25 protein-coding genes are annotated in these 26,870 nt (G+C 74.0%); 10 read left to right on the top strand and 15 right to left on the bottom strand.

Going from position 1 to position 26,870, the window contains the following annotated elements:
• Nucleotides 1–23: 23 nt before the first annotated feature.
• The gene (locus ACZ3YO_RS03450; protein WP_465564282.1) at nucleotides 24–857 is read right to left on the bottom strand and encodes a DsbA family protein; all 834 of its coding nucleotides are present in this window, start codon (nucleotides 855–857) and stop codon (nucleotides 24–26) included.
• A gap of 185 nt (nucleotides 858–1,042) precedes the next feature.
• A complete protein-coding gene (locus ACZ3YO_RS03445) occupies nucleotides 1,043–1,720 on the bottom strand; it encodes a hypothetical protein (protein ID WP_465543679.1) in 678 nt (225 codons plus the stop codon).
• A gap of 212 nt (nucleotides 1,721–1,932) precedes the next feature.
• Between ACZ3YO_RS03445 and ACZ3YO_RS03440 the strand changes: the two genes are divergently transcribed.
• Nucleotides 1,933–2,823, top strand: coding sequence for a CHAD domain-containing protein (locus ACZ3YO_RS03440; protein ID WP_465564279.1), 891 nt, complete (start codon nucleotides 1,933–1,935; stop codon nucleotides 2,821–2,823).
• A 5-nt stretch (nucleotides 2,824–2,828) separates the two neighbouring features.
• Here ACZ3YO_RS03440 and ACZ3YO_RS03435 read toward each other — a convergent pair whose 3' ends face one another.
• Nucleotides 2,829–3,623 (bottom strand): uracil-DNA glycosylase, encoded by a 795-nt coding sequence (locus tag ACZ3YO_RS03435; protein WP_465564276.1) that lies wholly within the window; start codon nucleotides 3,621–3,623, stop codon nucleotides 2,829–2,831.
• Between the two features lie 155 nt (nucleotides 3,624–3,778).
• Between ACZ3YO_RS03435 and ACZ3YO_RS03430 the strand changes: the two genes are divergently transcribed.
• Both ACZ3YO_RS03430 and ACZ3YO_RS03425 read left to right on the top strand, forming a co-directional pair.
• Nucleotides 3,779–4,738 carry a slipin family protein gene (locus tag ACZ3YO_RS03430; RefSeq protein WP_465543673.1) on the top strand — a complete coding sequence of 320 codons (960 nt, stop codon included), beginning with the start codon at nucleotides 3,779–3,781 and terminating at the stop codon, nucleotides 4,736–4,738.
• A gap of 143 nt (nucleotides 4,739–4,881) precedes the next feature.
• Nucleotides 4,882–5,346, top strand: a complete 465-nt coding sequence (locus ACZ3YO_RS03425) for a CBS domain-containing protein (protein ID WP_465543671.1) — start codon at nucleotides 4,882–4,884, stop codon at nucleotides 5,344–5,346.
• 59 nt (nucleotides 5,347–5,405) lie between these two features.
• Here the strand turns inward: ACZ3YO_RS03425 and ACZ3YO_RS03420 are convergent, their stop codons facing one another.
• Nucleotides 5,406–5,819 carry a PaaI family thioesterase gene (locus ACZ3YO_RS03420; RefSeq protein ID WP_465564271.1) on the bottom strand — a complete coding sequence of 138 codons (414 nt, stop codon included), beginning with the start codon at nucleotides 5,817–5,819 and terminating at the stop codon, nucleotides 5,406–5,408.
• 262 nt (nucleotides 5,820–6,081) lie between these two features.
• Between ACZ3YO_RS03420 and ACZ3YO_RS03415 the strand changes: the two genes are divergently transcribed.
• Entirely contained in the window at nucleotides 6,082–6,915 is an 834-nt protein-coding gene (locus tag ACZ3YO_RS03415) for an SAM-dependent methyltransferase (protein ID WP_465565195.1), read from the top strand.
• Between the two features lie 102 nt (nucleotides 6,916–7,017).
• Here ACZ3YO_RS03415 and ACZ3YO_RS03410 read toward each other — a convergent pair whose 3' ends face one another.
• Together ACZ3YO_RS03410 and ACZ3YO_RS03405 are read right to left on the bottom strand one after the other, a co-directional pair.
• Nucleotides 7,018–8,160, bottom strand: coding sequence for a DUF6183 family protein (locus ACZ3YO_RS03410; RefSeq protein ID WP_465564268.1), 1,143 nt, complete (start codon nucleotides 8,158–8,160; stop codon nucleotides 7,018–7,020).
• A 287-nt stretch (nucleotides 8,161–8,447) separates the two neighbouring features.
• Entirely contained in the window at nucleotides 8,448–11,354 is a 2,907-nt protein-coding gene (locus ACZ3YO_RS03405; protein WP_465564266.1) for an FAD-binding and (Fe-S)-binding domain-containing protein, read from the bottom strand.
• 125 nt (nucleotides 11,355–11,479) lie between these two features.
• Here ACZ3YO_RS03405 and ACZ3YO_RS03400 point away from each other — a divergent pair, with 125 nt between their 5' ends.
• Complete coding sequence (locus ACZ3YO_RS03400) at nucleotides 11,480–12,106, top strand: hypothetical protein (RefSeq protein WP_465564263.1); 627 nt, start codon at nucleotides 11,480–11,482, stop codon at nucleotides 12,104–12,106.
• 6 nt (nucleotides 12,107–12,112) lie between these two features.
• Here the strand turns inward: ACZ3YO_RS03400 and ACZ3YO_RS03395 are convergent, their stop codons facing one another.
• A complete protein-coding gene (locus ACZ3YO_RS03395; RefSeq protein ID WP_465564260.1) occupies nucleotides 12,113–13,144 on the bottom strand; it encodes a glycosyltransferase family 2 protein in 1,032 nt (343 codons plus the stop codon).
• 213 nt (nucleotides 13,145–13,357) lie between these two features.
• On the opposite strand from ACZ3YO_RS03395, the gene ACZ3YO_RS03390 reads away from it, so the two are divergent.
• Together ACZ3YO_RS03390 and ACZ3YO_RS03385 are read left to right on the top strand one after the other, a co-directional pair.
• Entirely contained in the window at nucleotides 13,358–13,483 is a 126-nt protein-coding gene (locus ACZ3YO_RS03390) for a hypothetical protein (RefSeq protein ID WP_465564257.1), read from the top strand.
• A 181-nt stretch (nucleotides 13,484–13,664) separates the two neighbouring features.
• A complete protein-coding gene (locus ACZ3YO_RS03385) occupies nucleotides 13,665–13,970 on the top strand; it encodes a hypothetical protein (protein ID WP_465564254.1) in 306 nt (101 codons plus the stop codon).
• Between the two features lie 368 nt (nucleotides 13,971–14,338).
• Here ACZ3YO_RS03385 and ACZ3YO_RS03380 read toward each other — a convergent pair whose 3' ends face one another.
• The 3 genes from ACZ3YO_RS03380 to ACZ3YO_RS03370 all read right to left on the bottom strand — a co-directional run bounded on the left by ACZ3YO_RS03380 (nucleotide 14,339) and on the right by ACZ3YO_RS03370 (nucleotide 18,136).
• Complete coding sequence (locus ACZ3YO_RS03380; RefSeq protein ID WP_465564251.1) at nucleotides 14,339–15,049, bottom strand: aggregation-promoting factor C-terminal-like domain-containing protein; 711 nt, start codon at nucleotides 15,047–15,049, stop codon at nucleotides 14,339–14,341.
• 567 nt (nucleotides 15,050–15,616) lie between these two features.
• Nucleotides 15,617–16,525: an EI24 domain-containing protein gene (locus tag ACZ3YO_RS03375; protein WP_465564248.1), complete on the bottom strand. Its 909-nt coding sequence runs from the start codon at nucleotides 16,523–16,525 to the stop codon at nucleotides 15,617–15,619.
• 150 nt (nucleotides 16,526–16,675) lie between these two features.
• Nucleotides 16,676–18,136, bottom strand: a complete 1,461-nt coding sequence (locus ACZ3YO_RS03370; protein WP_465564245.1) for an amino acid permease — start codon at nucleotides 18,134–18,136, stop codon at nucleotides 16,676–16,678.
• 275 nt (nucleotides 18,137–18,411) lie between these two features.
• Here ACZ3YO_RS03370 and ACZ3YO_RS03365 point away from each other — a divergent pair, with 275 nt between their 5' ends.
• Nucleotides 18,412–19,611 carry a metallophosphoesterase gene (locus ACZ3YO_RS03365; protein WP_465565192.1) on the top strand — a complete coding sequence of 400 codons (1,200 nt, stop codon included), beginning with the start codon at nucleotides 18,412–18,414 and terminating at the stop codon, nucleotides 19,609–19,611.
• Nucleotides 19,612–19,626: 15 nt separating this feature from the next.
• On the opposite strand, the gene ACZ3YO_RS03360 is transcribed toward ACZ3YO_RS03365, so the two are convergent.
• The gene (locus tag ACZ3YO_RS03360; RefSeq protein WP_465564242.1) at nucleotides 19,627–21,888 is read right to left on the bottom strand and encodes an MMPL family transporter; all 2,262 of its coding nucleotides are present in this window, start codon (nucleotides 21,886–21,888) and stop codon (nucleotides 19,627–19,629) included.
• A 170-nt stretch (nucleotides 21,889–22,058) separates the two neighbouring features.
• Nucleotides 22,059–22,349: a hypothetical protein gene (locus ACZ3YO_RS03355; RefSeq protein WP_465564238.1), complete on the bottom strand. Its 291-nt coding sequence runs from the start codon at nucleotides 22,347–22,349 to the stop codon at nucleotides 22,059–22,061.
• Between the two features lie 133 nt (nucleotides 22,350–22,482).
• Between ACZ3YO_RS03355 and ku the strand changes: the two genes are divergently transcribed.
• Nucleotides 22,483–23,568, top strand: a complete 1,086-nt coding sequence (ku, locus tag ACZ3YO_RS03350) for a non-homologous end joining protein Ku (protein ID WP_465564235.1) — start codon at nucleotides 22,483–22,485, stop codon at nucleotides 23,566–23,568.
• A gap of 43 nt (nucleotides 23,569–23,611) precedes the next feature.
• Nucleotides 23,612–23,893: a hypothetical protein gene (locus tag ACZ3YO_RS03345; protein ID WP_465564232.1), complete on the top strand. Its 282-nt coding sequence runs from the start codon at nucleotides 23,612–23,614 to the stop codon at nucleotides 23,891–23,893.
• A gap of 37 nt (nucleotides 23,894–23,930) precedes the next feature.
• Here ACZ3YO_RS03345 and ACZ3YO_RS03340 read toward each other — a convergent pair whose 3' ends face one another.
• The 3 genes from ACZ3YO_RS03340 to ACZ3YO_RS03330 all read right to left on the bottom strand — a co-directional run bounded on the left by ACZ3YO_RS03340 (nucleotide 23,931) and on the right by ACZ3YO_RS03330 (nucleotide 26,847).
• Nucleotides 23,931–25,319, bottom strand: coding sequence for an NADP-dependent succinic semialdehyde dehydrogenase (locus tag ACZ3YO_RS03340; RefSeq protein ID WP_465564230.1), 1,389 nt, complete (start codon nucleotides 25,317–25,319; stop codon nucleotides 23,931–23,933).
• Nucleotides 25,320–25,444: 125 nt separating this feature from the next.
• On the bottom strand, nucleotides 25,445–25,726 hold the full coding sequence (locus ACZ3YO_RS03335; protein WP_396323955.1) for a DUF6158 family protein: 282 nt from the start codon (nucleotides 25,724–25,726) through the stop codon (nucleotides 25,445–25,447).
• Between the two features lie 350 nt (nucleotides 25,727–26,076).
• Nucleotides 26,077–26,847 carry a thioesterase II family protein gene (locus ACZ3YO_RS03330; RefSeq protein WP_465564226.1) on the bottom strand — a complete coding sequence of 257 codons (771 nt, stop codon included), beginning with the start codon at nucleotides 26,845–26,847 and terminating at the stop codon, nucleotides 26,077–26,079.
• Nucleotides 26,848–26,870: the final 23 nt, after the last annotated feature.

Below are 26,870 nucleotides of genomic sequence, written 5' to 3'. Positions count from 1 at the left end.
GGTGTCGGCCGGGCCGGTGGTGCTCACTGCAAGCCCGCGGCCTGCTTCACCTGCGTGGTGAACTGCTCCGGCGTCACCGCGCGGTTCCCGCTGAACAGGGTGATCGGCTTGCCGTCCATCTTCACCGTCGGCGTGCCCGTCACCCCGCTGTCGTTGAACGCGTCCGCCACCTTCGCCGCCCACGGCGCGTAGGTGCGGTCGGTGACCGCCTTGACGAAGGCGTCCGTCTTCAGGCCCGGCACCTTGTCGGCCAGGTCCAGCAGGTGGTTGACGTTGCCGAAGCCGTCCTCGCGCTCGTCCGGCTGGTTGGCGTACAGCACGTCGTGGAACTGCTTGAACTTGTCCACGCCCTCGTTCAGCGCGGCCCCGACGGCGGCCAGCGCGGTGCGCGAGCCCTTGCCGCCGAGGTTCTTGTCCAGGAACGCGGCCAGGTGGTACTCCACCTTGACCGTGCCGTCGTCCGCCAGCTTCCTGACGGTGTCGCCGTTGGTCGCCTCGAAGTTCTTGCAGACCGGGCAGCGGAAGTCCTCGAAGACCTGCAGGGTGTGCGCGGCGTCCGCCTTGCCGTAGGTGATCACCGTGCCGTCCGGGCCGCCGGCGTTGGCCGGGACGACCAGCGCGGTCGGCTCGGCCGCCGCCGCGGTGTCGGAGGCGGACGACTTGTCGCCGCCCGCCGCGGTGATCGCCAGCACCGTCCCGCCCGCCAGGGCGAGCACGGCGACGATCGAGACGGCGACCACGATCCGCTGCCGGCGCTTGGCGGCCAGCTGCTCCAGGCGCTGCGCCTCCTGGATCCGCTGGCGGGCGCTGATCTTCTCGGACTGCTTACGGGTGGGCTTGTCGGTGGGCTGGGCCATGGTGGGTCAACTCCTGTACGCGGCGCGCGGGCGCGCGGGGTGCCCGCCTCGTCGCGGCGGCGGCGCTGGGCGCCGGCACGTGCGCGGGGACGAGGGGGCTCGGTCGGTGAACGCGGGAGTTGTGCGCACTGCCTGCGCGGGCGGCGTCGGCCGCTGCCGGGCAGCGGGGTGACGGACGCGGGGCGTCAGCAGGCAGGCGCGAGAAGCGGCGGACCGCGCCGGGGCGCCGGGCTGAGCACCACGGCCTCGCGGCGCGGCCGCGGGCGGTCCGAGGCGGGCAGCGGTACCCGCAGCACCGGGCGGACCGGCACCGGCGCCAGCAGCAGGAGCAGCGCCCGCAGCGGGGCCGCCACCGACTGGCGCAGTGCCCGCAGCGCCCGGGCCAGACCGGACAGGGCGGCGTCGCCCAGCCGCAGCCACGCGGCCGCGGCCAGCGCCACCAGCAGGTGGACCAGCAGGACCAGCAGCTGGGTCACCGCCGGCGCGACCGGCCCGGCATGCCCGAACTGCCCGGAGAACAGCGACCCGTCCACCGAGCCGCCGCCGCACACCAGCAGGTTCACGCCGCGCGCGGGGACGTGGTCCGCCCCGAGCACCGGCCCACAGCCGGCCTGTCCCAGGTTGAAGGTCGTGTTGAGCAGCAGCTCGACCGGGACCAGCACGGCCGAGATGTGCAGCAGCCGCCGCTCCCCGCCGGCCAGCACGCCCGCCACCAGGAAGACGACGACGGTCGCGGCGGCCACCAGGGTCAGCGGCAGCGGGCGACCGGTGATGACGACCTGGCCCAGCGCGGACAGCGGCACGGCGAGCGCGGTGAACACCGCGGCCCGCAGGGCCCTCGTCGCCGGGGTGGAAGTCGTCACGCCCCGGAGTATGCCACGGCGCTTACATCCCGCACGAGGGTGCGTCGGGGGCCGGCGGGCAGCGGCCGCGGGCATTGCCCCGCGGCGGCCGTCCGTTCGCGGGCCGGGGGCGCGGGGTTCACCGGCGGGACGGGTTCGGGGAGCTGCCGGGGCCCGGCGGAGGACCTAGCCTGGAAGGCGTCCCGGAGGCCCCGACGAGGGGGTGAGTGCGCGTGGGCGCAGACGGTCCCACGGTCGGTGCGGTACTGCTCGACCGGATCGGGGCGCAGGCCGCCGTGCTGGGCGGACTGGACGATGCCGTGCGGGCGGACGAGCCGGACGCGGTGCACCGGATGCGGGTGGCCTGCCGGCGGCTGCGCAGCGCGCTGCGGACGTACCGGAGGCTGTTCGCCGCCGGGGCGACCGACGTGCTGGTGGCCGAGCTGCGCTGGCTGGGAGCGGCGCTCGGGCGGGCCCGGGACCGGGAGGTCCTGCGGGAGCGGCTGGTGGCGCGGGCACGGGAGCTGCCGGCGGCGTGCGGCCCGGAGCGGGTGGCGGCCGAGGTGGAGCGGTGGGGGCGGGCCGAGTACCGGCGGGTCCGGCCCGAGGTGGTGGCGGCGCTGGACAGTCCGCGGCGGCGCGCCCTGGCGGACGGCCTGGCCGCGCTGCTGGCCGAACCGCCGCTGCGCGGGCGGGCGGAGCGGGCCGCCGGGCGGGAGCTGGCCAGGGTCGCCGCGCGGGAGCAGCGGCGGACGGCGGAGCGGGTGCGGCGGGCGCTGGCCGCCGAGCACGACGGCACCGCGCAGGTCCGGGACGAGGCGCTCCACGACGCCCGGAAGGCGGCGAAGCGGGCCCGGTACGCGGGGGAGACGGCGATGCCGGTGGGCGGCCGGGCGGCGGAGGGGTACGTCGAGCGGATGAAGGCGGTGCAGGACGTGCTCGGCGAGCACCAGGACGCGGTGGTCGCGGCGGCGGCCCTGCGGGAGCAGGCGGAGGATTCCGGCGAGACGTTCGGGTACGGCGTGTTGTACGCGCAGGAGCTGGCGGCCGCCGAGGCGGCGCGGCGGGAGCTTCCGGTGGTCTGGGCCCGCGCGGAGAAGCGGACGCCGGCGCGGTTCGGCTGAGCCCGTCACTCCTCCTCGCGCGGGGCGAGCCCCGCCGAGCGGGCGGCGGTGCGGAGCAGGTCGCGCAGCATCGGGGTGGTCAGCCGGCCGGTGTTCGTGTTGCGCGGGCTGACGTGGTAGCACCCGTACAGCTCCAGCGGCGGGCCGCCGTCGCGGGCCGGCAGGGTGACGTGGGCGCCGTGGCCGAAGGCGGGCCGCGGGCGGGGGAGCTGCCAGCCGGCGGCCTCGACCGCGGGCAGCAGCGCCTGCCAGGCGAAGCCGCCGAGCCCGACCACCGTCCGGACGGTGGGCCGCAGCAGCTCCAGCTCGCGGACGATCCACGGGCGGCAGGTGTCGCGTTCGCCGGTGGTCGGCTTGTTGTCCGGCGGCGCGCAGCGGACCGGGTCGGTGATCCGGACGCCGTGCAGGCGCAGCCCGTCGCCGTACCGGACGGACTCGGGGCGGTTGGCCAGGCCGAGCCGGTGCAGGGCGGCGTAGAGGAGGTCGCCGGAGGGGTCGCCGGTGAAGATCCGGCCGGTGCGGTTGGCGCCGTGGGCGGCGGGGGCGAGGCCGACCAGGACGAGCGGGGCGTCGGGCGGGCCGAAGCCGGGGATCGGGCGGGCCCAGTAGTCCCAGTCGAGGTAGGCGCGGCGCTTGGTGCGGGCGGTCTCCTCGCGCCACCGGACCAGGCGCGGGCAGGCGCGGCAGCCGGTGACCACCCGGTCGAGCGCGGCCAGCCCGTCGGCCCGGGCGGCGGCCGCGGCGGGGTGGCGCGGGTCGTCGGGATCGGCGGCCGGGCCTTCGTCGGCGGGCTGGGGCATGGGCCCGATCCTAGGGCTAGGGCCGCCACGGCTGCGGAGTCCGCGCGTTCCGGCGGGGCCCGCGCAGGCGTAGCGTGGAATCAGCTGCTCCGGCGGCCACCGGCTGGGCCGGGCCGGCGACGCCGGGACTCGCCGGTGCGCGCGAGGAGGCCGTGATGGGCGTCGATGTGGTCGTGGGAGTCATTGTCGCTGTGATCCTGCTGGCGGCCGTGGTGGCCGGGCTGAGCCTCCGGGTGGTCCAGCAGTTCCAGCGCGGCGTGGTGTTCCGCTTCGGCAAGGTGCGCGACCAGGTGCGGGATCCGGGGCTGGTGATGCTGATGCCCCTGGCCGACCGGCTGCGCAAGGTGAACGTGCAGATCGTGACGATGCCGATCCCCGCGCAGGAGGGCATCACCCGCGACAACGTGACCGTGCGGGTGGACGCGGTCGTCTACTTCCGGGTGGAGGACCCGGTGAGGGCGACCGTCAACGTGCAGGACTACAACTTCGCGATCTCGCAGGTCGCGCAGACCTCGCTGCGGTCGATCATCGGCAAGAGCGAGCTGGACGACCTGCTGGCCAACCGCGAGCCGATCAACCAGGGCCTGGAGTTGATGATCGACAGCCCCGCGCTCGGCTGGGGCATCGAGATCGACCGGGTGGAGATCAAGGACGTCGCCCTGCCGGAGTCGATGAAGCGCTCGATGTCCCGGCAGGCGGAGGCCGAGCGGGAGCGCCGCGCGCGGATCATCACGGCGGACGGCGAGTACCAGGCGTCGGCGCGCCTGTCGGAGGCGGCGGCGGTGATGAGCGCGACCCCGGCGGCGCTCCAACTGCGGCTGCTGCAGACCGTGGTGGAGGTGGCGGCGGAGAAGAACTCGACGCTGGTGCTGCCGTTCCCGGTCGAGCTGCTGCGGTTCCTGGACAGCGCCGCCGAGGTGCAGCGGCAGTCGGCCGCGAAGGGGGACGGGGGCGGGGAGGAGGAGGCGGCGGCCGGTCCGGTCGCGGACGGGCCGCGGCTTCCGCCGGTGGAGCAGCTCGAACTGCCGCCGCTGGAGGAGCTGCTGGAGCACTCGCCGCTGGAGCCGCCGGCCGACCCTCCGCAGAACGGGGGACGCCCGGAGGCGTCGGTCTAGGTCCCGCCCGACGGGTCGGTGTCCGGTGCGAACCGTCGGGCCCGCCTTGGCGGGCCACGGCGGGCCCGGTGGCGGCACCCGCGGGGCCGGACCACGATGGAGTGAGCGGCAGCGGCAGTGACAGGCACGTCAGGAGGCCGATCATGACCAGAGCCAGCGACATCATGCACCCGGGCGCGGAGTGCATCCGTGAGCACGAGACGCTCGCCACCGCAGCGCGGATCATGAAGGAACGCGACGTCGGGGCGCTGCCCATCTGCGGCGAGCGGCAGAAGCTGCTGGGCATCGTCACCGACCGGGACATCGTGCTGAAGTGCGTCGCCGAGGGCCGCGACCCGGCGGAGGTCACCGCGGGCGAACTGGCCCAGGGACGGCCGATGACGGTGGAGGCGGACGAGGACGCCGAGCAGGTGCTGCGGGTGATGGAGCAGTACCGGGTGCGCCGGCTGCCGGTGATCAACCACCCGGAGCACGAGCTCGTCGGGATGATCAGCGAGGCCGACATCGCCCGGGGGCTGCCGCAGGCGCGGCTGGCGGAGTTCGTCTCGGCGGTCTGCGCGGAGGAGAACCCGAGGTCGACGGAGGTGCAGCAGCCACAGGGCGCGTAGCGGTGCCGGGCCGGTGGCGGCGGGCCGGCAACCGCGGGGCGCGTGCCCGGCGGGAGGGCTCAACCGGCCAGCGCGTACACCGTGGTGGCGTGGGCGGCGGGCTCGTCCTCACCCTCGGCGGTCAGCGTGATGTCGAGGAAGGCGATCCGCCGCCCCAGCTTGGTGACACGCGCGTGCACCAGGACGGCCCGCCCGGTGACGGCCCGCTGGAAGCTGGTCGACTGCTGGACGGTGGTCATCGGCCCGAAGCCGCCCAGCGCCGCGGAGACCGCGACGACGCTCGCGGTGTCGGCGGCGGCCATCAGCGCCTGGCCGGACAACCCGCCGCCCTCGCGCGCCAGTCGGTCGGACCACGGCAGCCGCAGCACGGCGTGCCGCGGGCCGGTCTCGGTCACCGAGAGGCCGAGCGCCTGCACCCAGGGGGCGAAGTTGTCGGCGAGGATCGTGTCCGCCTCGGCGGTGGTCAGCGTCATGCCGTCATTGTGGCGGGCCGGCGGGGGCGGTGTCAGTGGTTCGCCCGGTGTGGGCGCGCCCCCGGTGCGGGCGTCGCAGGGGCGCGGCCGTGCAGCGATGCCCCGATCCCGGAACTGACAGCCCCTGTGCGGGAGTCACCGTTACCATGCGCACGAAGGCGCACAGTGGCGCACCACGGCGCACGACGGCGCACCACGGCCTGCCACCGGGGCGGCCGGTGCCGGGGCGGCGGGTCATCGGGAGGGGCGAGCGATGTCGAACATGGGCTGGGTGTCACGGAATCCGCGCGAGGAACGCTGGCCGGCGGTGGATCTGCGGATGGACGTGCCGCACTCGGCCCGGGTCTACGACTACCTCATCGGCGGCAAGACCAACTTCGAGCCGGACCGGACGGCTGCCCACGCCTCGGTGAACGCCTGGCCCGCACTGCCGGTCTCGATGCGCACCACCCGGACCTTCATGCAACGGGTGGTCCGCAACCTGGTGGAGGAGCACGGGGTCCGCCAGTTCCTGGACATCGGGACGGGCATCCCGACCTCCCCCAATGTGCACGAGGTCGCGCAGGGCATCGCACCGGAGACCCGGGTCGCCTACGTCGACAACGACCCGATCGTGCTGACCCACGCCCGGGCCCTGATGTCGAGCACCGAGGAGGGCCGGACCTGCTACGTCGACGCCGACCTGCGCGACCCCGACGCCATCCTCGGCGCACCGGAGCTGCGCGAGGTGCTGGACCTGTCGCAGCCGGTGGTGCTCTCGCTGATCGCGATCGTCCACTTCGTCCTCGACGAGGACGACCCGCAGGGCATCGTGCGCCGGTTCATGGACGAGCTGGCCCCGGGCAGCTTCCTCGCCCTGACCGTCTTCACCGGTGACACCGACCCGGTGGGGGTCGGAGGCGTCGGCCGTGAGTACAACGCGCGGGGCATCCCGCTGCAGATCCGCGACAGGGAGGAGACGCTCGCCTTCTTCGACGGCTACGAGCTGCTCGACCCGGGCGTGACGCTGGTCCACCACTGGCGGCCCGACGCGGACGCCGCCCCGGTGCGCGACCGGGACATCGCGATGTACGGGGGCGTGGCGGTCAAGCGGTAGGGGCGCGTACCGGCTCGCGGAGGCCGCGAGCCGCAGCCCCGCCGCCGTGGCGCGGGCGGGCACCTCCCGGTGCGCCGGTGCCCGGGACCGGCCGCTTCGGGGCTACCCGCCCTCGTAGTCGGTGGCTGCCAGCACGGCCAGCCGGTGGCCTCCGGGCGAGAGGGCCAGGAGCGCGAAGTCCTTGGAATCCTGGTTGAACCAGCGCGTGGACGCCTGGAAGCCGTACCAGGCGCACTCCTGTGCCCGCTGCTCCACCTCGGCGGGCGAGGCGCCGTGGGCCGCGCCCGACAGGGCTGCCAGTGACTGCCACGCGGCCAGGCGGCCGTACGCGCCGTAGCACCAGTCGCTCTCCGGGCCTGCGCCGGTGGATGCCGCGGCGAAGAGCAGGCGCCAGGCCTCCGCCGGCGATCCCGTGCGGACCGTGAGATGGCCGGGGTCGGCCAGGTCCGCCAGGCAGGCCATGGGGAGCGAGGCCAGGACGGCGTGCACGGCGCCGGGGCCGATGGGAGCGTCGGTGAGGTAGATCCCCGACTCGACCCGCCCGTTGTGCCGCCGCGCCCAGGGTTCCACGGCCGCGGTGATCGTGTGCTCCTCGGCGATCCGTCGCACGGACGGCACGCCGTCGGGATCCCCGCCCGGCGGCCTGGCGCCCTGCGGCAGCCCGTAACCCGAGCCGTACGCCACCCCGCCGCGGGAGTACCTCGGCAGAGCGGGCCTGCGCTCCACCGGGGAGAGCGACCAGGGCAGCCAGGCCAGCGGGTGGTCGTTCCAGAGCGGCGAGTTCGCCGCCCACCGCACCGCTTCCGGCGACTGCGCGACCGGTGCGTCCCGGAGCACCAGTTCGTGGACCAGGCAGGCGCGCAACTCGTCAGGGGTGTCGTCGTACGGCCGGCCCGGTGCGAACAGTGCTGCGAGGTCCGCCACGGACTGGTGGGCGGCCAGAACGGCGGCCGCGCGGCGGACCGGCCCGCCGGTCCGTGTCCCGGTGGCGAGCCCCAGCCGCATCGCGTGCCCGACGTTCTCCCGCCCTGGTGTGGTGGTCACGTCCCACAGGATCCGGTCGAACAGGTATTGGTGCTCGGCACCCGACTCACCCGAGCCGTAGCGTGCGTGCAGTGCCGTGCCGAAGGCAGCCAGGTACGCCGTGTCACCGCGCTCCAGGTGCTCGTCGAGGAGCATGCACACGTCCCCCACGAACTCCCGGCCGGCCAGCCCTTCGACGAGCCGCTGTATCTCATCCGTCACGGGGCGAGCCTACGGCCGGCCCGACCGCCCGGATGAGGGCGTCCACCGTTGCGCGGCCGTCCCGGGCGGCCGCGCGGGAGTCCCCGGCCCGGCGACGATGGACAGCGAGGTCGTTGGCGCACGCCAGGGTGAACGGACGCTCGTCGTCGGACATCTGCCGCCCGAGCCTCCACCAGCATTCCCCGTAACCCCCGGAACCTCGGTGGACGCTTGGCCGAGTCGGTGACGGCCATTCAACTCCGGTGATTCCCCGGGGGAGAAGACCGTGCGGGTGGGGCTCCGGATCGTCAACCGTCCTCGTGCAGCGCCCGCTGCATCAGCTCCGCCAGGTGCAGCGACTGCCGCCCCTCGGCGAGTTGGGAGATCTGGGTGCGGCAGCTGAAGCCGTCGGCGAGGATCACGGTGGACGGTGCGGCGGCCCGGACCTCCGGGAGCAGGACGCGCTCGGCGATCGCCTCCGACACCTCGAAGTGGCCCCGCTCGAAGCCGAAGTTGCCGGCCAGGCCGCAGCAGCCGGAGTCCAGTACCCGGTTCCGCAGGCCCATCCGGGCCTCGACCCGGCGGTCGGCGGCGGTGCCGAGGACGGCGTGCTGGTGGCAGTGGGTCTGGGTGATCGCGTCGACGGGGGCCCGGGGGAGCGGGGCGTCCGGCGCGTACTGGTCGACGAACTCGGCGAAGGTGCGGGTCCGCCGGGCGATCGGGCTGCCGTCGGGGCCGAGCAGGCGGGGCACGTCCTCGCGCAGGGTGGCGGTGCAGCTCGGGTCCATGCCGACCACCGGGGTGTCCTCGGGCAGTCCGGTGGCGGCCAGCGCCCGCAGGCTGCGGCGCATCACCCGCCGGGCGGTGCCGAGTTGGCCGGTGGAATACCAGGTCAGGCCGCAGCAGACCGGGCCGGCCGGCAGCCGGACGTCGAAGCCGAGGTGTTCCAGCACCTCGACGGCGGCGCGCAGCACGTTCGGCTGGAGGTGGTCGGAGAAGGTGTCCGGCCAGAGCAGGACGGGCCGGGCGCCGGCCGGGGCCGGGTGGGCGGCGCGGTGGCGGCGGTACCAGCGGGTGAAGGTCTCGGGTGGGAAGACCGGGACGACCCGGCGCCGGTCCACCCCGCCGAGCCGCTTCAGCAGTCCGGCCGCCGGGGAGCGGGCGGCCAGGTTGGCGGCGCCGGGGGCGAGGGCGACCGCCCGCAGCCAGAGCGGCAGCCAGCCCATCGAGTAGTGGGGGAGCGGCCGTGGCCGGTGGCGGTAGTGCTGGTACAGGAACTCGGTCCGGTAGGTGGCCATGTCGACGTGGACCGGGCAGTCGCTCGCGCAGCCCTTGCAGCCGAGGCAGAGGTCCAGCGCCTCCCGGACCTCGGGCGAGCGCCAGCCGTCCGTGATCGCTCCCCCGGAGGCCCCCACGCCGCCGCGCAGCATCTCGGCGAGCAGCCGGGCGCGGCCCCGGGTGGAGTGCCGTTCCTCGCTGGTGGCCATGTAACTCGGGCACATCACCCCGGTATCGGGGTCCACGCACTTGGCCACGCCGACGCAGCGGCGCACCGCCTTGGCGAGGCTGCCGTCGTCCTGCTCGTACGGGAGGGCGAGCGGCAGTTCGCGGACCGGCCCGGCGAAGCGCAGGTCGGAGTCGAGCGGGCGAGGGTCGACCAGGGCGCCCGGGTTGAGCAGGTTCCCGGGATCCCAGACGCGCTTGAACTCGCCGAACAGGGCGATGATTTCGGGCCGGTACATGCGCGGCAGCAGCTCGCCCCGGGCCTGCCCGTCGCCGTGCTCGCCGGAGAGCGAACCCCCGTACGAGACCGCGAGATCGGCGGCCTGCTCCATGAACTCCCGGAACACCAGCACCCCTTGGGGCTCGGTGAGGGGGAAGTCGATCCGCAGGTGGACGCAGCCCTCTCCGAAGTGCCCGTACGGCACTCCGCGCAGGCTGTGCCGGCGCAGCAGGGCCCGCAGGTCGCGCAGGTAGTCGCCGAGGCGCTCCGGCGGGACGGCCGAGTCCTCCCAGCCGGGCCAGGCCTCGCCGCCCCCGGGCAGCCGGGTGACGATCCCGGCGCCGGCCTCGCGCACCCCCCAGAGCTGGCGCTGCTCCCCGCGGTCGGTGACCACGGTGACAGTGGCGGACCGCTCGCGCCGTACCGCGTCGGCGAGTCGGCGCGCGGCGTCGAGCGCCTCGGCCGCGGTGGCGCCGCCGGCCTCCAGGAAGAGCCAGCAGGCGCCCTCGGGCAGCCGGTCCAGGGCCGGCGGGCGCGGCCCGGCGGCGAGCAGCGCGGCGATCAGGTCGGCGGCCATCCCCTCGACGGTCAGCGGACGCAGGGGCAGCAGCGCGGGGACGGCGTCGGCGGCGGCGGTCTCGTCGGGGTAGCCGGCCACCACGAGGACGCGGACCGGCGGGTCCTCGACCAGCCGGACGGTCGCGCCGAGCAGCAGCGCGCAGGTGCCCTCGGTGCCGGTGAGCGCCCGGGCGAGGTCGTACCCCCGCTCGGGCAGCAGCGCGTCCAGCGGGTAGCCGGAGGTACGGCGGGGCAGGTCCGGCATGCCCTGGCGGATCAGGGCGAGATTGCGGTCGGTGAACTCCCGGAGTTCGCGGTGGAGTCGGCCGGCCCCGCCGGGCAGCTCCAGCAGCGCGGCGCGCGCGTCGGGCCCTAGCGGGCCGCCGACGGTCAGCTCGGTGCCGTCGGCGAGCAGTAGGTCCAGCGACTCCACATTGTCGGCCGTCCGTCCCCAGGCCACCGAGTGCGCGCCGCAGGAGTCGTTGCCGATCATGCCGCCGAGCGTGCACCGGCTGTGCGTGGACGGGTCGGGCCCGAACCGCAGCCCGTGCGGACGGGCGGCCCGTTGGAGGTCGTCCAGGACGGCGCCGGGCTCGACCCGGGCGGTGCGGCGTGCCGGGTCCACCCCGAGCACCGCGCCCAGGTGACGCCGGAAGTCCAGGACGACGGCGCCCGGGCCGATCGCCTGCCCGCCGATGCTGGTCCCGGCCCCGCGCGGCACCACCGGCACCCCGTACTGGCGGCAGAGCGCGAGCGCGGTGCGCACGTCGTCCAGGTCGGCCGGCTTGACCACGCCGAGCGGCAGGTGGCGGTAGTTGGAGGCGTCGTGGCTGTAGACGGTGCGCTCGGCGGCGCCGAAGCGGACCTCGCCGCGCAGCGTGGCGGCCAACTCCCGGGCGAGGTCGGCGCCGGGGGTGGCGGACGGTCGGCTCACGGTGGACCTCCCGGGGTGGGGCGGGCTGGCGTACCGCCGCCGATCATCGCAGCCGGGCCCCCGCCCGCGGTACGGGCCACCCCGGGGTACCTCCGACGGGGTGTCATCTGGCAGGGTCGGGTGTCATGATCTCCGAGAACGAGGCCGGCGCCACCGCCGGAACCAGCCCCTACCTCGCCGGCCTGCCGATCGGCGAGCGGCCGCCCTTCCCGGTCGACGGCGCCCCGTCCTGGGACATCTTCCCGTACGAGGGCGAGCTGCGGACCAAGGTGCTGGACGCGCCCGAGCTGCCCGAACCGCCCCGCCAGGGCGAGGACGGGCCGGAGAGCTGCAAGCAGTGCGCCCGCCCGGACGCGGACTTCCTCTGGACGGACGAGCACTGGCGGCTGAGCACCGCCGAGGCCCCCTCCGGACTGCCCGCCGTCGTCCTGCTCCAGCCGCGCGCCCACCACGACCTGTTCGACCTGCCGCCCGGGCGCGCCGCCGAGCTGGGCCCGATGCTCCAGCGGGTCGAGGCGGCCCTGCTCTCGCTCGGCGGCATCGCCCGGGTGCACGTCAACAGGTGGGGTGACGGCGCCGCGCACCTGCACCTGTGGCTGATCGCCCGGCCCGAGGGCATGATGCAGCTGCGCGGCTCCACCCTCCCGCTCTGGATGGACCTCCTGCCGGCGCCGTCCGTCGAGGCGTGGGCCGCGACCGCCCGGCGGATCGCCGCCGCGATGGCCGAGGGCGGCGGCACGGCCCACGTGTGACCGCCGTCAGGAGGCCTTGCGCCGCGCCGAGCCGGTGAGGGTGCCCTTGGCGATGTGGGAGAGCTTGGCCATCTCGAACGCCGGGTAGGCGCCGCCCGCCAGGAGGGAGAACTTCACGCCCTCGCGGCCTCCGGGCCGGCGGTGCCCGGCCGGGAGGAACCGGCGGTGGTGCTCGGCGGCGCGGTGGAAGAACTGCGGACGCTCGGCGCGCGACACGCACCCGGCGAGGTCGAAGACGAAGAGGTAGTGCCGGACCATCCGGATGAACAGCGCGTCCCGGACGGCGTCCAGCTCGGGTCGCTGCGCCACCAGTTCGTCCAGCAGCGCGAAGCTCCGCTCGTACTGCTCGAAGATGTCGAACCGGCTGCTCCCGGGCGAGCCGGTCGGGTGGACGGTCTCGCGGCGGCGCAGCTGGGCGCAGGCGCGCGGCAGGACGGCGATCCGCCGGGCGGTCAGCATCGCCGCGTGGACCGGCGGGATCTCCTCGTACCGGCCGTCCGGGAAGGTGAGCTCCCGGCCCTGCCAGTGCTCGCGGCGCAGCAGCCGGTCCCAGGCCAGCGCGGGCGCGCCGACCAGCTCGGGGTGGTCCAGCGGCCCGAACACCTCCGGCCCGGCCTCGGCCAGCAGTGCCTCCGCGCCGCCCGGCCAGTCCCGCCCGCCGTGCCGCCGGGTGTGTCCGAACAGCAGCACGTCCACCGGCCCGGTCTGTGCCAGCCGGTCGGCCAGGGACTGCAGGGCGTCCCGGGGCAGCAGGTGGTCGGCGTCGAGGAAGAGCAGGTACTCGCCGCGCGCCCGGGCCGCGCCCGCGTTGCGGCTGACGCCGACGCCGACGGAGGCGTCCAGGTGGAGCGCCGTGATCTGCGGGTGCCGGGCCGCGAACGTGTCGACGAGCCCGGCCGGGGAGTCGGGGGACCGGTCCGCGACCACGATGACCTCGAAGTCGCGGAAGGACTGGGCGAGCAGCGAGTCCAGGCACTCCGGGAGCTGTTTCTGCTGGTCGTAGGCGGGGAGTACGACGCTGATCAGAGGTGAGGGCATGAGGCCGGAGCGTAGGAGCGGACGCGGGAGGTGGCAAAGGCCTGACGCCCCGTAATTCTGAGCAATACCCGTCAAATCGTACGAGCGTGCGCCATATCTTCACCCGTCGTGCCGGGCGCGTCCACGTCAGCACCGCACCCGGCGTTCCCCGGGGGCCGGTCGGGCGAGGCGCCGGGCCGTGAGGATGATCGTTGACCACCGGACCATGGCCTCGTGATGTTCGGGCAGGCGCTCGCAGTCGCGGACGCAGCAGCCCATGAACTCCCCCTGGGCAAGGTTTTTTATCAAGAATTCGCAGAGCATCGAAAAACCGGCGCCGCCGCCGGGAAACGCCGGTGACCGGTTTTTGCCACCCCTTTACCGCGATGGTCACGCATCCATGCAGGAACATGACAGGTCGTCGGATCAGGACTCCGCCGCGGATCACGCGACGTTCAATGAATCTCACGGCGATGGCGACCAAAAGGAGTTGCCGCGCGAATTCCGTGACGGAGGAAATGTGAACATGATGCGCCGATTCATGAGCGCCACGGCAGCGACCGTGGGCGGAATGGCCTTGGTGGCCGCCGGCCAGGGCGTGGCGAGCGCGGCGACGACCACCGCGTCGACGACGGCCTCGACCGTTCCGAGCTGCGTCCAGGCCCAGGAGTGGCTCCTGGGCGTCGTCTGGGTGGACGTCACCAACAACTGCAGCACCGAGCAGCGTGCGAAGGTCGTCTACGCGGACCGCACCGACCCGACGTGTTACGTGCTCCAGCCCGGCCAGAAGGTGACCAGCAAGCTCTCCTTCGAGTTCGGGCGTTTCAAGGGACTGATCAGCTGCTGAACCCCTGACGCTCCGGAGTCGAAGGCACCACCCGGTGTCGCGCGTCGGGCTCCCCGTGCGGCACCGGGCACGCACCCGCCACGGACGTCGAGATCACTTCCCTTTCGGCCGAGGCCGTGAAGTTATGGACTTGCTTGCATTGGCAAGGGCACGTTGATCTGGGCGTTTGCCGGACGCAAGAGCGGAGCCCCGGTGGAATGGCTTGTCCTCCAGAGCGACGGCCCTGCGCCATGCCCTGCCCGTGCGGCCCGCGCCTTTGTGTGTGGCACGGTAGGCGGGAAAGGCGGCTATGGGCGGGAAAGCCGAGGACCCCGCGCGGAGCTCCGCGCGGGGTCCTCGGCACATGCCGGGGTCGGCCTGGGGCCGGCCTAGTACCAGTGGTGCGACTGCCAGAACGACCAGGCGCCGCAGGGGCTGCCGTAGCGGGAGTTCATGTAGTCCAGGCCCCACTTGATCTGGGTGGCCGGGTTGGTGCGCCAGTCGGAGCCGGCGGAGGCCATCTTGGAGCCGGGAAGGGCCTGGACCAGGCCGTACGCGCCGGAGGAGGCGTTGACGGCGAGCGGGTTCCAGCTGCTCTCGTGGGAGACGATGTTGCTGAAGCACTGCAGCTGGCCGGCCGGGACGATCTGCGCGGCGATGTCGCGCGGGCTGCCGGAGTAGCTCGGCTTGGCGTTGAGGGCCGGGCGCTCCTGCGAGCGGGAGGCGGCGGCCTGGGCGTCGACCTTGGCCTTGGCGTCCGCCTGGGCCTTCGCGTCGGCCTGGGCCTGTGCCTGGGCCTGTGCCTGGGCGGCGGCCTGGGCCTGGGCCTGCGCGGCAGCGGCGGCGTCCGCCTCGGCCTGCGCCTGGGCGGCGGCCTGTGCTTGGGCGGCCGCGGCGGCGTCGGCCTGGGGGGCCGGGGCCTGCTCGGCAGCCGGCTGCCCGTCCACGGAGACCCCGGAGACACCGGCCACCGGGGCGGCGGCCTCGGCGACGTTGCCGCCCCTCTGCGGAATGGCGAGGGCGGCGGTGGCCGCGCTCGCCACCACGAGGGTGGTGATACCGGTGATCAGCGAGTTGCGGCGGGCATGGCTGAGCTGCATGGAGCGGGCGATCCTTTTCCGTCGGGGGCCGTGTCGGGGGCGCGGTGGCATCCGGCACGCGGGGCGGGGCTCGGGTGAGCGGGGGCCCGCAATGCCGTCCGGGACGGCCATGGCACCCCGGCGGTGAAGGCGGGGCGGGCGGGGTGCGCGGCGGCCGTGGGGCCGTTCGCGCTGCCTGGCGACGGGCCATTCTTGGCAGAGCGCGGCGCGGGCGGCAAAGGCGCCGGATACTACGCGCAGTAGTGGCCGACGCGGGGGGAACGGCGAAAGCGCCCGGCCGGAGCCGGGCGCTTCTGAGTGATTTGTCCGTTTTGTTCAAACAGGGGGTGAATCGCTTGTACCGTCGACGAACGGTCGGCCCGAACGGGCCCGCCGCCTGCGTTCTTCCGGCCTCCCGCCGGTTCCCGGCCGGCTGCGGGCCGGTCCGACCGGTCCGCACCCGGGCCTCCGGGTCGCCTCCGCGTGCGGCCGGCCACTATCGACGGTAGTAGGCGGGAGAGGCGCTGTGGGCGGCTTCACACCCGGGATGCCCGCGGATGGGCGCAGGGTGACCGGCCGGTCACCGGATCAGTGGCTCCGGTACGGGTTGTGCTCGGCCGCCACCGGAGCGTTCGCGTACGGGTTGCCGGGCACCGGCCGCTGCTCCGTGTACGCCGGGTAGGAGGGGAAGCCAGGGGCGGGCCCGTCGGCGGGGCCGTCCACCTCTTCCTGCTCCCCTTCCGCCTCGCTCCCGGCCTCCTCGACCGGCACCAGGTCCCGGGCCAGCAGCGTGGCGCCGGCGACGGCGCCCGGCATGGCCAGAACGGTGACGAACGGGACCAGGAAGGCCAGGATCAGCGGCACGCCGAAGCCGAGCGCCAGTCCGAGACGGGCGCGCAGCAGCCGGATCCGCTCGCGCTGCGGCACCCCGCGCCGCTGGAGGGCGACCGCGGTCAGCTCGACCGCCATGAAGAAGCCGGAGACCAGGAAACCGGCGACCGGCACCAGCGTCTGCCCGACCACCGGGATGAACCCGCAGGCGAACAGCAGGACGCCGAACCCGGCCACCCGCACCAGCACGTACAGGCTGTCGCGCGCGGAGACCGCCAGCTCGCGCCAGAGCGGCACGTCCGGCGGGGTGGGTGCGCCGCCCTCGCTCTCGTCCACCTTCTCGCAGAGCGACTCGTAGAACGGCTGGCCGACCAGGAGCGTGACGGCGGTGAAGGTGATCAGCGAGATCAGCAGCCCGCCGCCGAAGACGATCAGCGCGAGCGCGCCGCGCAGCAGGCCCTGCCAGGGCGAGCCCCAGTCGTCGGCGAAGGGGGTGGCCCAGGCGGCGAGCTCCTCCGACCAGCCGCCGAGGAACCCCAGCGCCACCGCGTACCCGATCAGGGTGAGCAGCGCGGGGATCATCCCGAACGCCCACCAGCGGCCATGCCGCCCCACCCACTTCTGGCCCTCGGCCAGGTACTTCGTCCCCGCCACAAGATCTCGCATAGGGGGAAAGGGTAGGGGCCGGCCGCCGGCAGGTCATATCCGCCTCGTCATGGTCCGGTGCCGAAGCGGAGTCCGAGGGGAGACGGCACCGGGCCCGGGAGCCGTCACAACGACTCCCGGGCCCGGTGTGCGCGGGCGGCGCGGTCCGGATCAGGCAGTCGGTGCCACCGCCGCGGCCCGCCGCCGGCGGCCCACCACGGCCGATGCCGTCAGCACGATGGCTGCGGCGACCAGCGACAGGTACATCTGCTTGCGCCCGTCGGCGTCGGTGAACATGTACGCCATCACGAACCCGATCATGCCGATGGCGGCCCAGGTGAGGTAGGGGTACAGCCACATCCGCACGGTCAGGCGCTCCGGCATCTCGTTCTCGATGATCTTGCGCATCTTCAGCTGGGAGAAGCAGATCACCAGCCAGACGAAGAGCGCGACCGCGCCGGAGGAGTTGAGCAGGAAGGAGAAGACGGTGTCGGGGGAGGTGTAGTTGAAGAAGACGGCGACGAAGCCGAAGACCACCGAGGAGAGGATGGCGACCAGCGGCACGCCGCGCCGGGTCACGGTGGCGAAGGCCTTGGGCGCGTCGCCGCGCTGGCCGAGCGAGAACGCCATCCGCGAGGCGGTGTACATGCCCGAGTTGAGGCAGGAGAGCACGGCCGTCAGCACGATCACGTCCATCACCTGGCCGGCGCCCGGGATGCCGACGTGCTCCAGCACGGCCACGTACGGGCTGCCCTTGACGGCGTCGGAGTCCCACGGCAGCAGGGTGACCACGAGCAGGATGGAGCCCAGGTAGAAGACGCCGATCCGCCAGATCACGCTGTTGGTGGCCTTGCTGACCGCCTTCTCCGGGTCCTCCGACTCGCCGGCGGCCAGGGTGACGATCTCGCTGCCCATGAAGGCGAAGACGACTGTCAGCATGCCGGTGAAGACCGCTCCCACACCGTGCGGCAGGAAGCCGCCGTGGCCGGTCAGGTTCTCCGTGCCGACCGCGTGGGTGCCGGGCAGCAGCCCGAACGCGGCCAGGACACCGATCACCAGGAAGGCGGCGATCGCCACCACCTTGATCCCGGCGAACCAGAACTCGAACTCGCCGTACGAGGCGACCGAGAAGAGGTTGGTGGCGGTCAGCACCGCCATCACGATCAGCGCCCACCCCCACTGCGGTACCCCGGGCACCCAGTTGTTGAGGATCTTCGCTCCGGCAGTGGCCTCGACGGCCAGCACCACGACCCAGAAGAACCAGTACAGCCAGCCGATGGTGAACCCGGCCCAGCGGCCGAGCGCCCGGTCCGCGTACGCGGAGAACGAGCCGCTCTGCGGGTCCGCCGCGGCCATCTCGCCGAGCATCCGCATCACCAGCACGACCAGCACGCCGGCGAGCGTGTAGGAGAGCAGGATGCCGGGACCGGTGGACGCGATGCCCGCGCCGGAGCCGACGAAGAGGCCGGCGCCGATCACGCCGCCGATCGCGATCATCGACAGGTGGCGGTTCTTGAGCCCGGGCTTCAGGTGCCCGTCGGCGCCGAGGCCGGATGTGCCGTGGCCGTGGTCATGCCGGGTTCCGGCGTCGACCGACGGCTTCTTGGCCGAGGTGGTGGTTTCCGCACTCATGTGAGGGTGCCCTGTGCCTTTCCAGCGCGGCTGACCCTCGGCTCGTTCGCCGGAGGGTGGGGGACGGACCCGCGCATTGCGGTGCAACCTAACTTCTACCTACGAGTATCGGAACAAGGCCTCGGAAACTGTTCGCTCAGCGGACATAAAAGGCCAGGTCAGAGTGGGTGAACAGGTGTCGTGGAAAGCTCAAATCTGAGGCAGCGTCAGGCTGTTCGGGCCTCCGGGGGCCCGGCGCGGGAGCTCGCCGCCGGGCCGTCCATACTGTCCGCGTGATGATCGTCCTCGTGGTGCTCGGCCTGCTCGCCGTCCTCGCCGTCCTGGTTCTCGCGCACTGGTACCTCTGGCGGCGCCTGGTGCGCGACGTCTCCGTGCCGGGCGGCCGGTGGCGCCGGACCGGGACGGTGCTCGCCGTCGTGCTGCCGCTGCTGTCGGTCGGGGCCCTGGTCGGCGGGCGGCAGCTCCCGCTGTCCGTCGAGCGATGGCTCGCCTGGCCCGGGTACCTCTGGCTGGCGGTGCTGCTCTACCTGCTGCTCGCCCTCGCGGTCGGCGAGGCCGTCCGGCCGCTGCTGCTCCGGCTCCCGCGCCGCCCGGCCGCGACGCCGGCGGAGGAGGGGCCGGCCGGCGAGGCGCCGCAGACCGCCCCCTCGCCCGAGCGCCGGCTCTTCGTCGCCCGGACGGTCGCGATCGGCGCCTCCGGCGCGGCGGCGGCCATCGTCGGCAACGGCGCGTACGGGGTGCTGCGCGGGCCGCGGCTGAAGCAGGTCACCGTGCCGCTGGCCAAGCTGCCCGCCCGCGCGCACGGCTACCGGATCGCCGTGGTCAGCGACATCCACCTCGGCCCGATCCTCGGCCGCGGCCACACGCAGCGGATCGTCGACACGATCAACGGCGCACAGCCCGACCTGATCGCGATCGTGGGCGACCTGGTGGACGGCACGGTGCCCGAACTCGGCCGTGCCGCCGAGCCCTTGGCACAGCTGCGGGCGCGCGACGGCGCCTACTTCGTCACCGGCAACCACGAGTACTTCTCCGGCGCGGCGCCCTGGGTGGACTTCGTCCGCGAGCTGGGCGTCCACCCGCTGCAGAACGCGCGCGTCGAGCTGCCCGGCTTCGACCTGGCCGGGGTGAACGACCTCGCCGGGCGCTCCGAGGGCGACGGCCCGGACTTCGCCAGGGCGCTCGGCGACCGCGACCGCTCCCGCACCTCGGTGCTGCTCTCGCATCAGCCGGTCACCATTCACGACGCCGTGCGGCACGGCGTCGACCTCCAGCTCTCCGGCCACACCCACGGCGGCCAGCTCTGGCCCGGCAACCACCTCGCCGAACTGGCCAACCCCACCGTCGCCGGGCTGGAGCGGTACGGCGACACCCAGCTCTACGTGACCCGCGGCGCCGGCGCCTGGGGTCCGCCGGTCCGGGTCGGAGCCCCGTCCGACATCACCATCGTCACGCTGGTCTCCCTCAACGCCTGAGGGTGCCGAACCTGGTCACGACCGCTCACCCTCGGTGTCGATGTGCGGCAGGACCCGGTCCAGCACCCGGGGCGTCCACCAGGCCGCCGGACCGAGCAGGGTCATCACGGCGGGCACCAGGAGCAGCCGCACGACGGTGGCGTCGATCAGCACGCTGACGGCCAGGCCGAGGCCCATCATCTTGATGACGATGTTGTCGCTGACGACGAACGCGGCGAAGACGCTGACCATGATGAGCGCCGCGCAGCTGATCACGCGGGCGGTGATCTCCAGGGCATGCGCGACGCTGCCCCGGCTGTCCCCGGTGCGCAACCAGGCCTCGTGCACCCGCGAGAGCAGGAAGATCTCGTAGTCCATGCTGAGGCCGAAGACGATGGCGAACATCATCATCGGCACGTAGCTCTCGATCGGCACGGTGCCCGACACCCCGAGCGCGGGACCGCCCCAGCCCCACTGGAAGACCGCCACGACGACGCCGTACGAGGCTGCGATGGAGAGCAGGTTGAGGACGGCGGCCTTGACCGCGATCAGCAGGCCGCGGAAGACGACGAGGATGATCAGGAAGGCCAGCCCGACCACGACCGCGATGATCGGCAGCAGGCGCGCGGCGACGATGTCGCCGAACTCGACCTGGGCGGCGGTCGTTCCGGTCACGTACGCCCGGGCGCCGGTGCCCGCCACGGCCTGCGGCAGGACGGTGCCGGACAGGTCGTTCACCAGGTCGGTGGTCTGCCGGTCCTGCGGCCGCTGCGCCGGCGTGACGGTGGTGAACAGCACGTCGCCGTCGGAACTGCTCTGGAGCGGGGTGACGCCGGCCGTGCCGGGCACGCCGGCGAGCGCCTGCTGCACGGAGCTCTGCAGCGCAGGGCGGGCGTCGGCCGGGACGGCGGTCTGGTCGACGACCACGGTGATCGGACCGTTCGAGCCGGGGCCGAAGGCATCCGACATCAGGTCGAAGGCGCGCCGGTCGGTGAAGGAGGTCGGGTCGGCCCCGTCGTCGATGTGGCCGAGCTGGATGGAGAAGAGCGGGATGGCGAGGACACCGACGGTGATCACCCCGGCGGCCAGGAACCACCAGGGGCGGCGCTCGACCCGCTGGGCGTAGCGGTGCCAGCTGCCGGTGATCTCCTCGCCGGGTGCGGCCCCGGTCTCGGCGACCGGCCGGTGCACCGTCCAGCGGTCCATCCGGCGGCCGATCAGGCCCATCAGCGCGGGGAGCAGGGTCAGCGCGGCCAGCACGGCGGAGACCACCGTCACCCCGGCGGCGGCGCCGAGCTTGGCGATGAAGTTGACCCGCGAGACGACCAGGCCGGCCAGGGCGATGACCACCGTGCAGCCGGAGACCAGCACCGCCCGGCCGCTGGTGGCCACCGCGTGCCCGGCGGCCGACACCGGGTCCTTGCCGTCCATGAGGTCCTGCCGGTGCCGGGTGAGCAGGAAGAGGGCGTAGTCGATGCCGACCCCGATGCCGATCATGGTCGCCAGGGTCGGGGCCACGGTCGCGAACGTGGTGGCCGCGGCCAGCAGGCCGAGCAGCCCGAGGCCGACGACGGCGCCGATCAGGGCGGTCACCAGCGGCAGGCCGGCCGCGATGACGCTGCCGAAGCCGATCAGCAGGACGACGATCGCGACCGCGAAGCCGATCAGTTCGCTGAGCCGGTCGTCGGGGGCCGGACGCGCCAGCTCACCGAGCGGCCCGCCGTACTCGACCTCGACCCCGGCGTCCCGCAGCGGGGCGACGGCCGCGTCCACCTCGTCGAGGAAGGCGTCGCCCAGGGTGGTGGGGTTCACGTCGAAGCGGAGGGTGATGTAGCCGGTGAGGCCGTCCGTGGAGAGCGGGCCGCCGGGCGGGGCCGGCTGGCCCGGGGGCGGCAGCGGGCTCTGCGCGGACTGCACGTGCGGCAGTTGGCGCAGCGAGCCGACCGCCTGGTCGACCTGGCTCTGGAAGGAGGTCAGCGGCTGGGCGTCGTGGAGCACCACCTGGGCGCTGGTGCCGCCCACCGACGGCTCGTGCTCCTGGAGGACGTCGCGCCCCTCCTGCGCCTGGGTGTTCGAGAGCGAGAAGTCGTCCGAGAACGTCCCGCCGACCGCCCGGTCGATCACCTGGACGCCGGCCAGTGCGACCAGCCAGAGCACGATCACGAGGACCGAGTGGCGCGCGCACCACTCGCCGAGGGCGCGCAGGGAGCTGCGCCCCGGCGCGGGCGAAGGGCGGTCGGGGCCGGGGGTGCGGGCGGGGCCGGGAGTGCGGGCGGGTCCGCCCGGGGACGAGGGCATGAGCGCTCCTGGGGCGGGGGTGACGTTCCGTCACGCGAACTCGGGCGTGGGCGCGGAGTCCCGATGCTAAGGAGCGGCCCGGCCCGGCCCCGGCCGATCAACCGGTGACACGCGCCGGTGCCTCCGTTCGGCGGGTCGGGCCGGCCCGTCCCGGCCGCGCCGCGGGGGCCTCACACCGGGCGCACCTCCAGCAGGACGATGCGCCCGTCCGCCGCCGGTGGCCCGTCCGGCTTCCCGCCCGCCGCCGGCTGCTCGTCCCGCTGCCCGTCCGCCGCCGCCGGTCGCCCGTCCGCCGGCCGGCCGGGGAGGCGGGCGGCCAGGATGCGCGGGATGTCGCTCTCCTGGGAGTACCCGGGCACGACCGTCACCTCCGCCCGCCGCACCCCGGGCTCCCCGGTGACGGTGTACGCCACCGTGTACGTGGTCCGGTCGGGCGGCGGGGGCGGCTGGGTTCCCGGCATCGCGCCACCTCCTCGTTCCGTCCGCCCATTGTCCGCCGGACCGGACCCGCGCGGGATCGTGTGGCCGATCCGGGTGAATCCGGGCAGAGTGGGAAATCTCCGGTAGGGGGACCTCCGGGAAAGGGGTGACCCCGTGCAGACCACGTGGAAGGGGACGATCAGTTTCGGGCTGGTCAGCATCCCCGTGCACCTGTACTCCGCCACCCAGGAGCACGACGTCCCGCTGCACCAGGTGCACGCCAGGGACGGCGGGCGGGTGCGGATGAAGCGGTACTGCGAACAGGAGGAGAAGGAGGTCCCGTACGCGGAGATCGCCAAGGGCTACGAGTCCCCCGACGGCCGCACCGTCACGCTCACCGACGAGGACCTCGCCGAGCTGCCGCTGCCCAGCAAGAAGATCATCGACGTGCTGGCCTTCGTGGACGCCGCCGAGATCGACCCGCTGATGTTCTCCAAGGCGTACTACATCGGCGTGGCCGACAAGGCCGCCGCCAAGCCGTACGCACTGCTGCGCGACGCGCTCACCGACTCCGGCCAGATCGCCGTCACCAAGATCGCCCTGCGCACGAGGGAGTCCCCGGCGGTGCTGCGGGTCCACGACGGCACGCTGGTGCTGCAGACCTGCATCTGGCCCGACGAGGTGCGCCCTGCCGCCGGGATCGCGCCCGAGGAGGCGGTGACCGTGCGGCCGCAGGAGCTGAAGATGGCGCGCTCGCTCATGGACACCCTCTCCGAGGACTTCGACCTCTCCCAGCTCCACGACGACTACCAGAACGCGCTGCAGCAGGTCATCGAGGCCCGGCTGCAGGGCGTCGAGGTGCCGCACGAGGAGGAGCCGGGCGAGGCACCGGACAACGTCATCGACCTGATGGAGGCGCTGCGCAGCAGCCTCAAGGAGGCCAAGGGCGGGCACCGGCGCGGCCACGCGGCGGCGCCGGCCGGGGAGCCCGGGGCCGCGGAGCGCGGCGCGGAGGAGGCGGCAGCGGCCGAGGAGGAGCCCGCGGGGAAGCCCGCGCCCCGCAAGCGCGCACCCGCCGCCGGGAAGACCACCACGGCCCGGAAGACCACCACGGCCCGGAAGACCACCGCGGCCGGGAAGAGCACGGCGGCGGGGAGGGGCGCCGCGACCGGGACGGGCACCGTGGCGAAGAAGACCACGGCGGCCGCCGCCAGGAAGACCACCCCCAGGAAGTCCGCAGCTCCCCGCAAGGCCTCGTGAGCTGCTCACCGGCAGTCCCCCCGACGTCCGGAGGCGAACCCAGATGGACCTGCTGACCTACAAGGACCTCGACACCGGTCCCGACGCCCCGCAGCACCCGGGCTGGGCGCACCGCGCCTGGCACGGCCTGCTCAGCCTCAGCCCGACGGCCGTGACCTTCATGGTCGCGCTCTCGCTCGGCCTCGGTCTCGTCGGGGCCCAGGTGAGCTGGCTGCCGATGCTGATCATCTTCAGCATCGTGTGGGGCGCGACCCTGATCGCCCTGTGCGGCATGGTCGCGCGCTGGGTGACGCCCGGCCCCGGCAGACACCGCATGGCGGCCTGACCGGGCCCGGGCCGGGGCACGGGGTGCCGGACGGGAGCTACGCCAGCCAGACCGTGGTCACGTTGCAGAACTCCCGGATCCCGTGCCCCGACAGCTCCCGCCCGAAGCCCGAGCGCTTGACCCCGCCGAAGGGCAGCGCCGGGTGCGAGGCCGTCATGCCGTTGAAGAACACCCCGCCGGCCTGGATGTCCCGGACGAAGCGCTCCTGCTCGGCCGGGTCGTCCGTCCAGACGTTGGAGCTGAGCCCGAACGGCGTGTCGTTGGCCCGCGCCACCGCCTCGTCCAGGTCGGCGACCCGGTAGACGGTGGCGACCGGCCCGAAGGTCTCCTCCTGGTCGATCCGCATCGCCGGGGTGATGCCGGTCAGCACGGTGGGCTCGTAGAACCAGCCGGCGTCCCGGCCCTCGGGGCGGCGCCCGCCGCACTCCACCCGGGCGCCGTGCGCCCGGGCGTCCTCGACCAGCTCCTCCAGGTCGGCCCGCCCCTGCCGGCTGGCCAGCGGGCCGACCTCGGTCGCCTCGTCCATCGGGTCGCCGATCCGCAGTGAGCCCATGGCCTCGCTGAAGGCGGCGGTGAACCGGTCGTAGACGTCGGTGTGCACGATGAAGCGCTTGGCGGCGATGCAGGACTGCCCGTTGTTCTGCGCCCGGGCCCGGACGGCGGTCTGCACGGCGGCGTCCAGGTCGGCGCTGGGCATGACGACGAACGGGTCGCTGCCGCCCAGCTCCAGGACGGCCTTCTTGACCTCGTCGGCCGCCGCGGCGGCGACGGCCCGGCCGGCCGGCTCGCTGCCGGTGAGCGTCACCGCGGCCACCCGGCGGTCGCGGATCACGCCCTCCACGGCGCCGGAGCCGATCAGCAGGGTCTGGAAGCAGCCCTCCGGGAAGCCCGCCCGGCGGAACAGGTCCTCCAGCGCCACCGCCGTCCGGGGCACGTTGGAGGCGTGCTTCAGCAGGCCCACGTTGCCCGCCATCAGGGCCGGCGCGGCGAACCGGACCACCTGCCAGAACGGGAAGTTCCATGGCATCACCGCGAGGACGACGCCGATCGGGCGGTAGCGGACGTAGGCGCGGGCGGCGCCGGAGTCGGCGACGTCGGCCGGGTCGGGGTGCTCGTCGGCGAGCAGTGACTCGGCGTTCTCGGCGTACCAGCGCATCGCCTTGGCGCACTTGGCGGCCTCGGCGCGGGCGGCGGCCAGCGGCTTGCCCATCTCCTCGGTCATCGTGCGGGCGGCGGCCTCCCGGTCCTGGTCCAGCAGGTCGGCGGCGCGGCGCAGCAGTTCGGCGCGATGGGCGAAGGAGGTGGTGCGGTAGGTGCGGAACGTCTCCTCGGCGCGGGCCAGCCGCTGTTCGAGGCCGGCGGCGTCCAGTGGTTCGAAGGTCTCCAGGGTCTCGCCGGTCGCGGGGTTGACGCTTGCGATGGGCATCGGTGGGCTCCCAGGTGTCCGTACGGGTGGTGGGGCTGGGCTCTGCCTCCACCCTGGCCGACACCCGGCCCCCGGGCACGCCACCACCGCCCGGCGTGTCCCGCCGGGCGGTGCGGCGCCGACCGCTACTCCGGCAGCGACTCGACCCGGGCCGCCGCCTCCCTCGCCCGTGCGCCGGCCCTGGTCCGGGCCGCGGTGACCTGCCGGTTCGGGAACCGGTGCAGGAACTCCGCCTCCAGTTGCCCGGTCCGCAGGGTGTGGCGTTTCAGCGCCTCCTCCGACCCGTACAGAAAGGTCTCGTGCCGGGTGCGGTGCAGCTGCTCCAGCTCGTGCAGCAGCGTGTCGTTGCCCAGGGCGTGCGGGGAGATGCCCTCGGGCCTGGTGTGCGGGGCGGTCGCGTGCGGCATGTTCGTACCTCCTCGGCGGGAAGCCCCCTTCTACCCGGTGCCCGCCGATCCGTGCCGGTACACCTGTTCGGGCGGGGCGGCCGGTGCACCGGAGACGAAACAAGATGCCTCGTACGAGCCGGGCGGCAGCGCCATCTCCGTCGTGGCCGCCGGTCGCAGTGCCGTCGCTGGACGGCGGGCGGCTCGCGGCGGGCCTGCCGGCCGGTGCCGTCCGGCGGCCTTGGCTGCTGCTCGGCCCGCCGGCCTGGGCGGTGATCCGTCACCCCGGCATGCCGAAGCGGGGGCACCAGGCCGCTTCACGGCCTGGTGCCCCCGCTTGGCGGTGTCGACGGACTCCCCCGACCGCGCGGTCAGTGCGCGCTGACCGCGCCGGAGAGGGCGGGGATGTAGGTCGGCAGCCGGCTCCACACCTCCGGCGTGTAGAAGTGCCCGCCGGGCAGCATGTCGTGCCGGAAGTCGCCGTTCGCGAGGTCCTGCCACTGCTCACCGGTGGTGGGCTCGATCACCGTGTCGCTCTCCCCGGTGAGCACGTGCAGTGGCACGTCGACCTTGGAGCCGGGCAGGTAGTGGAAGGTGTCCCGGGCCCGGATGTCGGCCCGCATCAGCTCGACCGCGAGCTCCTGCAGCTCCGGGTCGCTCATGACGTGCTCGGGCATCATCCCGTGCATGGTCATCCAGTCGAGCAGCTGCTCGTTGGTGTCCTGCTGGGCCGGGAACATATCCTTGGGCGTCAGCCCGCGGCTGGCCGCGTTCGCGGAGGACACCACGAGCGCTTCGGGCGCGGGCCCGCCGAGCCGTCCGATGCGCACCGCGACGTCGAACGCCATCCAGCCGCCCATGCTGTGGCCGAAGAGCACGTACGGGCCCTCGGCCGCGACGGAGAGCACAGCCCGGGTCGTGTCCTCGGCGAGGGCGTCCCAGTCCTGGGCGAAGTCCTCCAGGAAGCGGCCCTCCCGGCCCGGGTAGCAGATGGCGGCGAGGTCGACGTCCTCGGGGAGCACGCTGTCCCACTGCTGGTACTGCCCGGTGCCGCCGCCGCAGAAGCCGAGGCAGACCAGGGTGCGGGCGGGGTTCGCCGTTCGGCGGAATCGGACCACGATGAGGTCCTGGTTGGTAGCCATGGGCATGGTCCCTTGCGATGTGA

Source organism: Kitasatospora sp. NPDC022785 (assembly GCF_055561295.1).
The sequence above is the reverse complement of the archived record's forward strand: the minus strand, read 5'-3'. Positions and strand labels throughout refer to the sequence as shown.

Coding starts and splice junctions, on each gene's coding strand:
- ACZ3YO_RS03340 (WP_465564230.1), bottom strand. CDS start 25,319: ATGCCCATCGCAAGCGTCAACCCCGCGACCGGCGAGACCCTGGAGACC.
- ACZ3YO_RS03385 (WP_465564254.1), top strand. CDS start 13,665: ATGAGCGCCACGGCAGCGACCGTGGGCGGAATGGCCTTGGTGGCCGCC.
- ACZ3YO_RS03380 (WP_465564251.1), bottom strand. CDS start 15,049: ATGCAGCTCAGCCATGCCCGCCGCAACTCGCTGATCACCGGTATCACC.
- ACZ3YO_RS03360 (WP_465564242.1), bottom strand. CDS start 21,888: ATGCCCTCGTCCCCGGGCGGACCCGCCCGCACTCCCGGCCCCGCCCGC.
- ACZ3YO_RS03425 (WP_465543671.1), top strand. CDS start 4,882: ATGACCAGAGCCAGCGACATCATGCACCCGGGCGCGGAGTGCATCCGT.
- ACZ3YO_RS03450 (WP_465564282.1), bottom strand. CDS start 857: ATGGCCCAGCCCACCGACAAGCCCACCCGTAAGCAGTCCGAGAAGATC.
- ACZ3YO_RS03400 (WP_465564263.1), top strand. CDS start 11,480: ATGATCTCCGAGAACGAGGCCGGCGCCACCGCCGGAACCAGCCCCTAC.
- ACZ3YO_RS03395 (WP_465564260.1), bottom strand. CDS start 13,144: ATGCCCTCACCTCTGATCAGCGTCGTACTCCCCGCCTACGACCAGCAG.
- ACZ3YO_RS03355 (WP_465564238.1), bottom strand. CDS start 22,349: ATGCCGGGAACCCAGCCGCCCCCGCCGCCCGACCGGACCACGTACACG.
- ACZ3YO_RS03430 (WP_465543673.1), top strand. CDS start 3,779: ATGGGCGTCGATGTGGTCGTGGGAGTCATTGTCGCTGTGATCCTGCTG.
- ACZ3YO_RS03420 (WP_465564271.1), bottom strand. CDS start 5,819: ATGACGCTGACCACCGCCGAGGCGGACACGATCCTCGCCGACAACTTC.
- ACZ3YO_RS03365 (WP_465565192.1), top strand. CDS start 18,412: ATGATCGTCCTCGTGGTGCTCGGCCTGCTCGCCGTCCTCGCCGTCCTG.
- ACZ3YO_RS03345 (WP_465564232.1), top strand. CDS start 23,612: ATGGACCTGCTGACCTACAAGGACCTCGACACCGGTCCCGACGCCCCG.
- ACZ3YO_RS03370 (WP_465564245.1), bottom strand. CDS start 18,136: ATGAGTGCGGAAACCACCACCTCGGCCAAGAAGCCGTCGGTCGACGCC.
- ACZ3YO_RS03335 (WP_396323955.1), bottom strand. CDS start 25,726: ATGCCGCACGCGACCGCCCCGCACACCAGGCCCGAGGGCATCTCCCCG.
- ACZ3YO_RS03330 (WP_465564226.1), bottom strand. CDS start 26,847: ATGGCTACCAACCAGGACCTCATCGTGGTCCGATTCCGCCGAACGGCG.
- ACZ3YO_RS03375 (WP_465564248.1), bottom strand. CDS start 16,525: ATGCGAGATCTTGTGGCGGGGACGAAGTACCTGGCCGAGGGCCAGAAG.
- ACZ3YO_RS03415 (WP_465565195.1), top strand. CDS start 6,082: ATGGGCTGGGTGTCACGGAATCCGCGCGAGGAACGCTGGCCGGCGGTG.
- ACZ3YO_RS03435 (WP_465564276.1), bottom strand. CDS start 3,623: ATGCCCCAGCCCGCCGACGAAGGCCCGGCCGCCGATCCCGACGACCCG.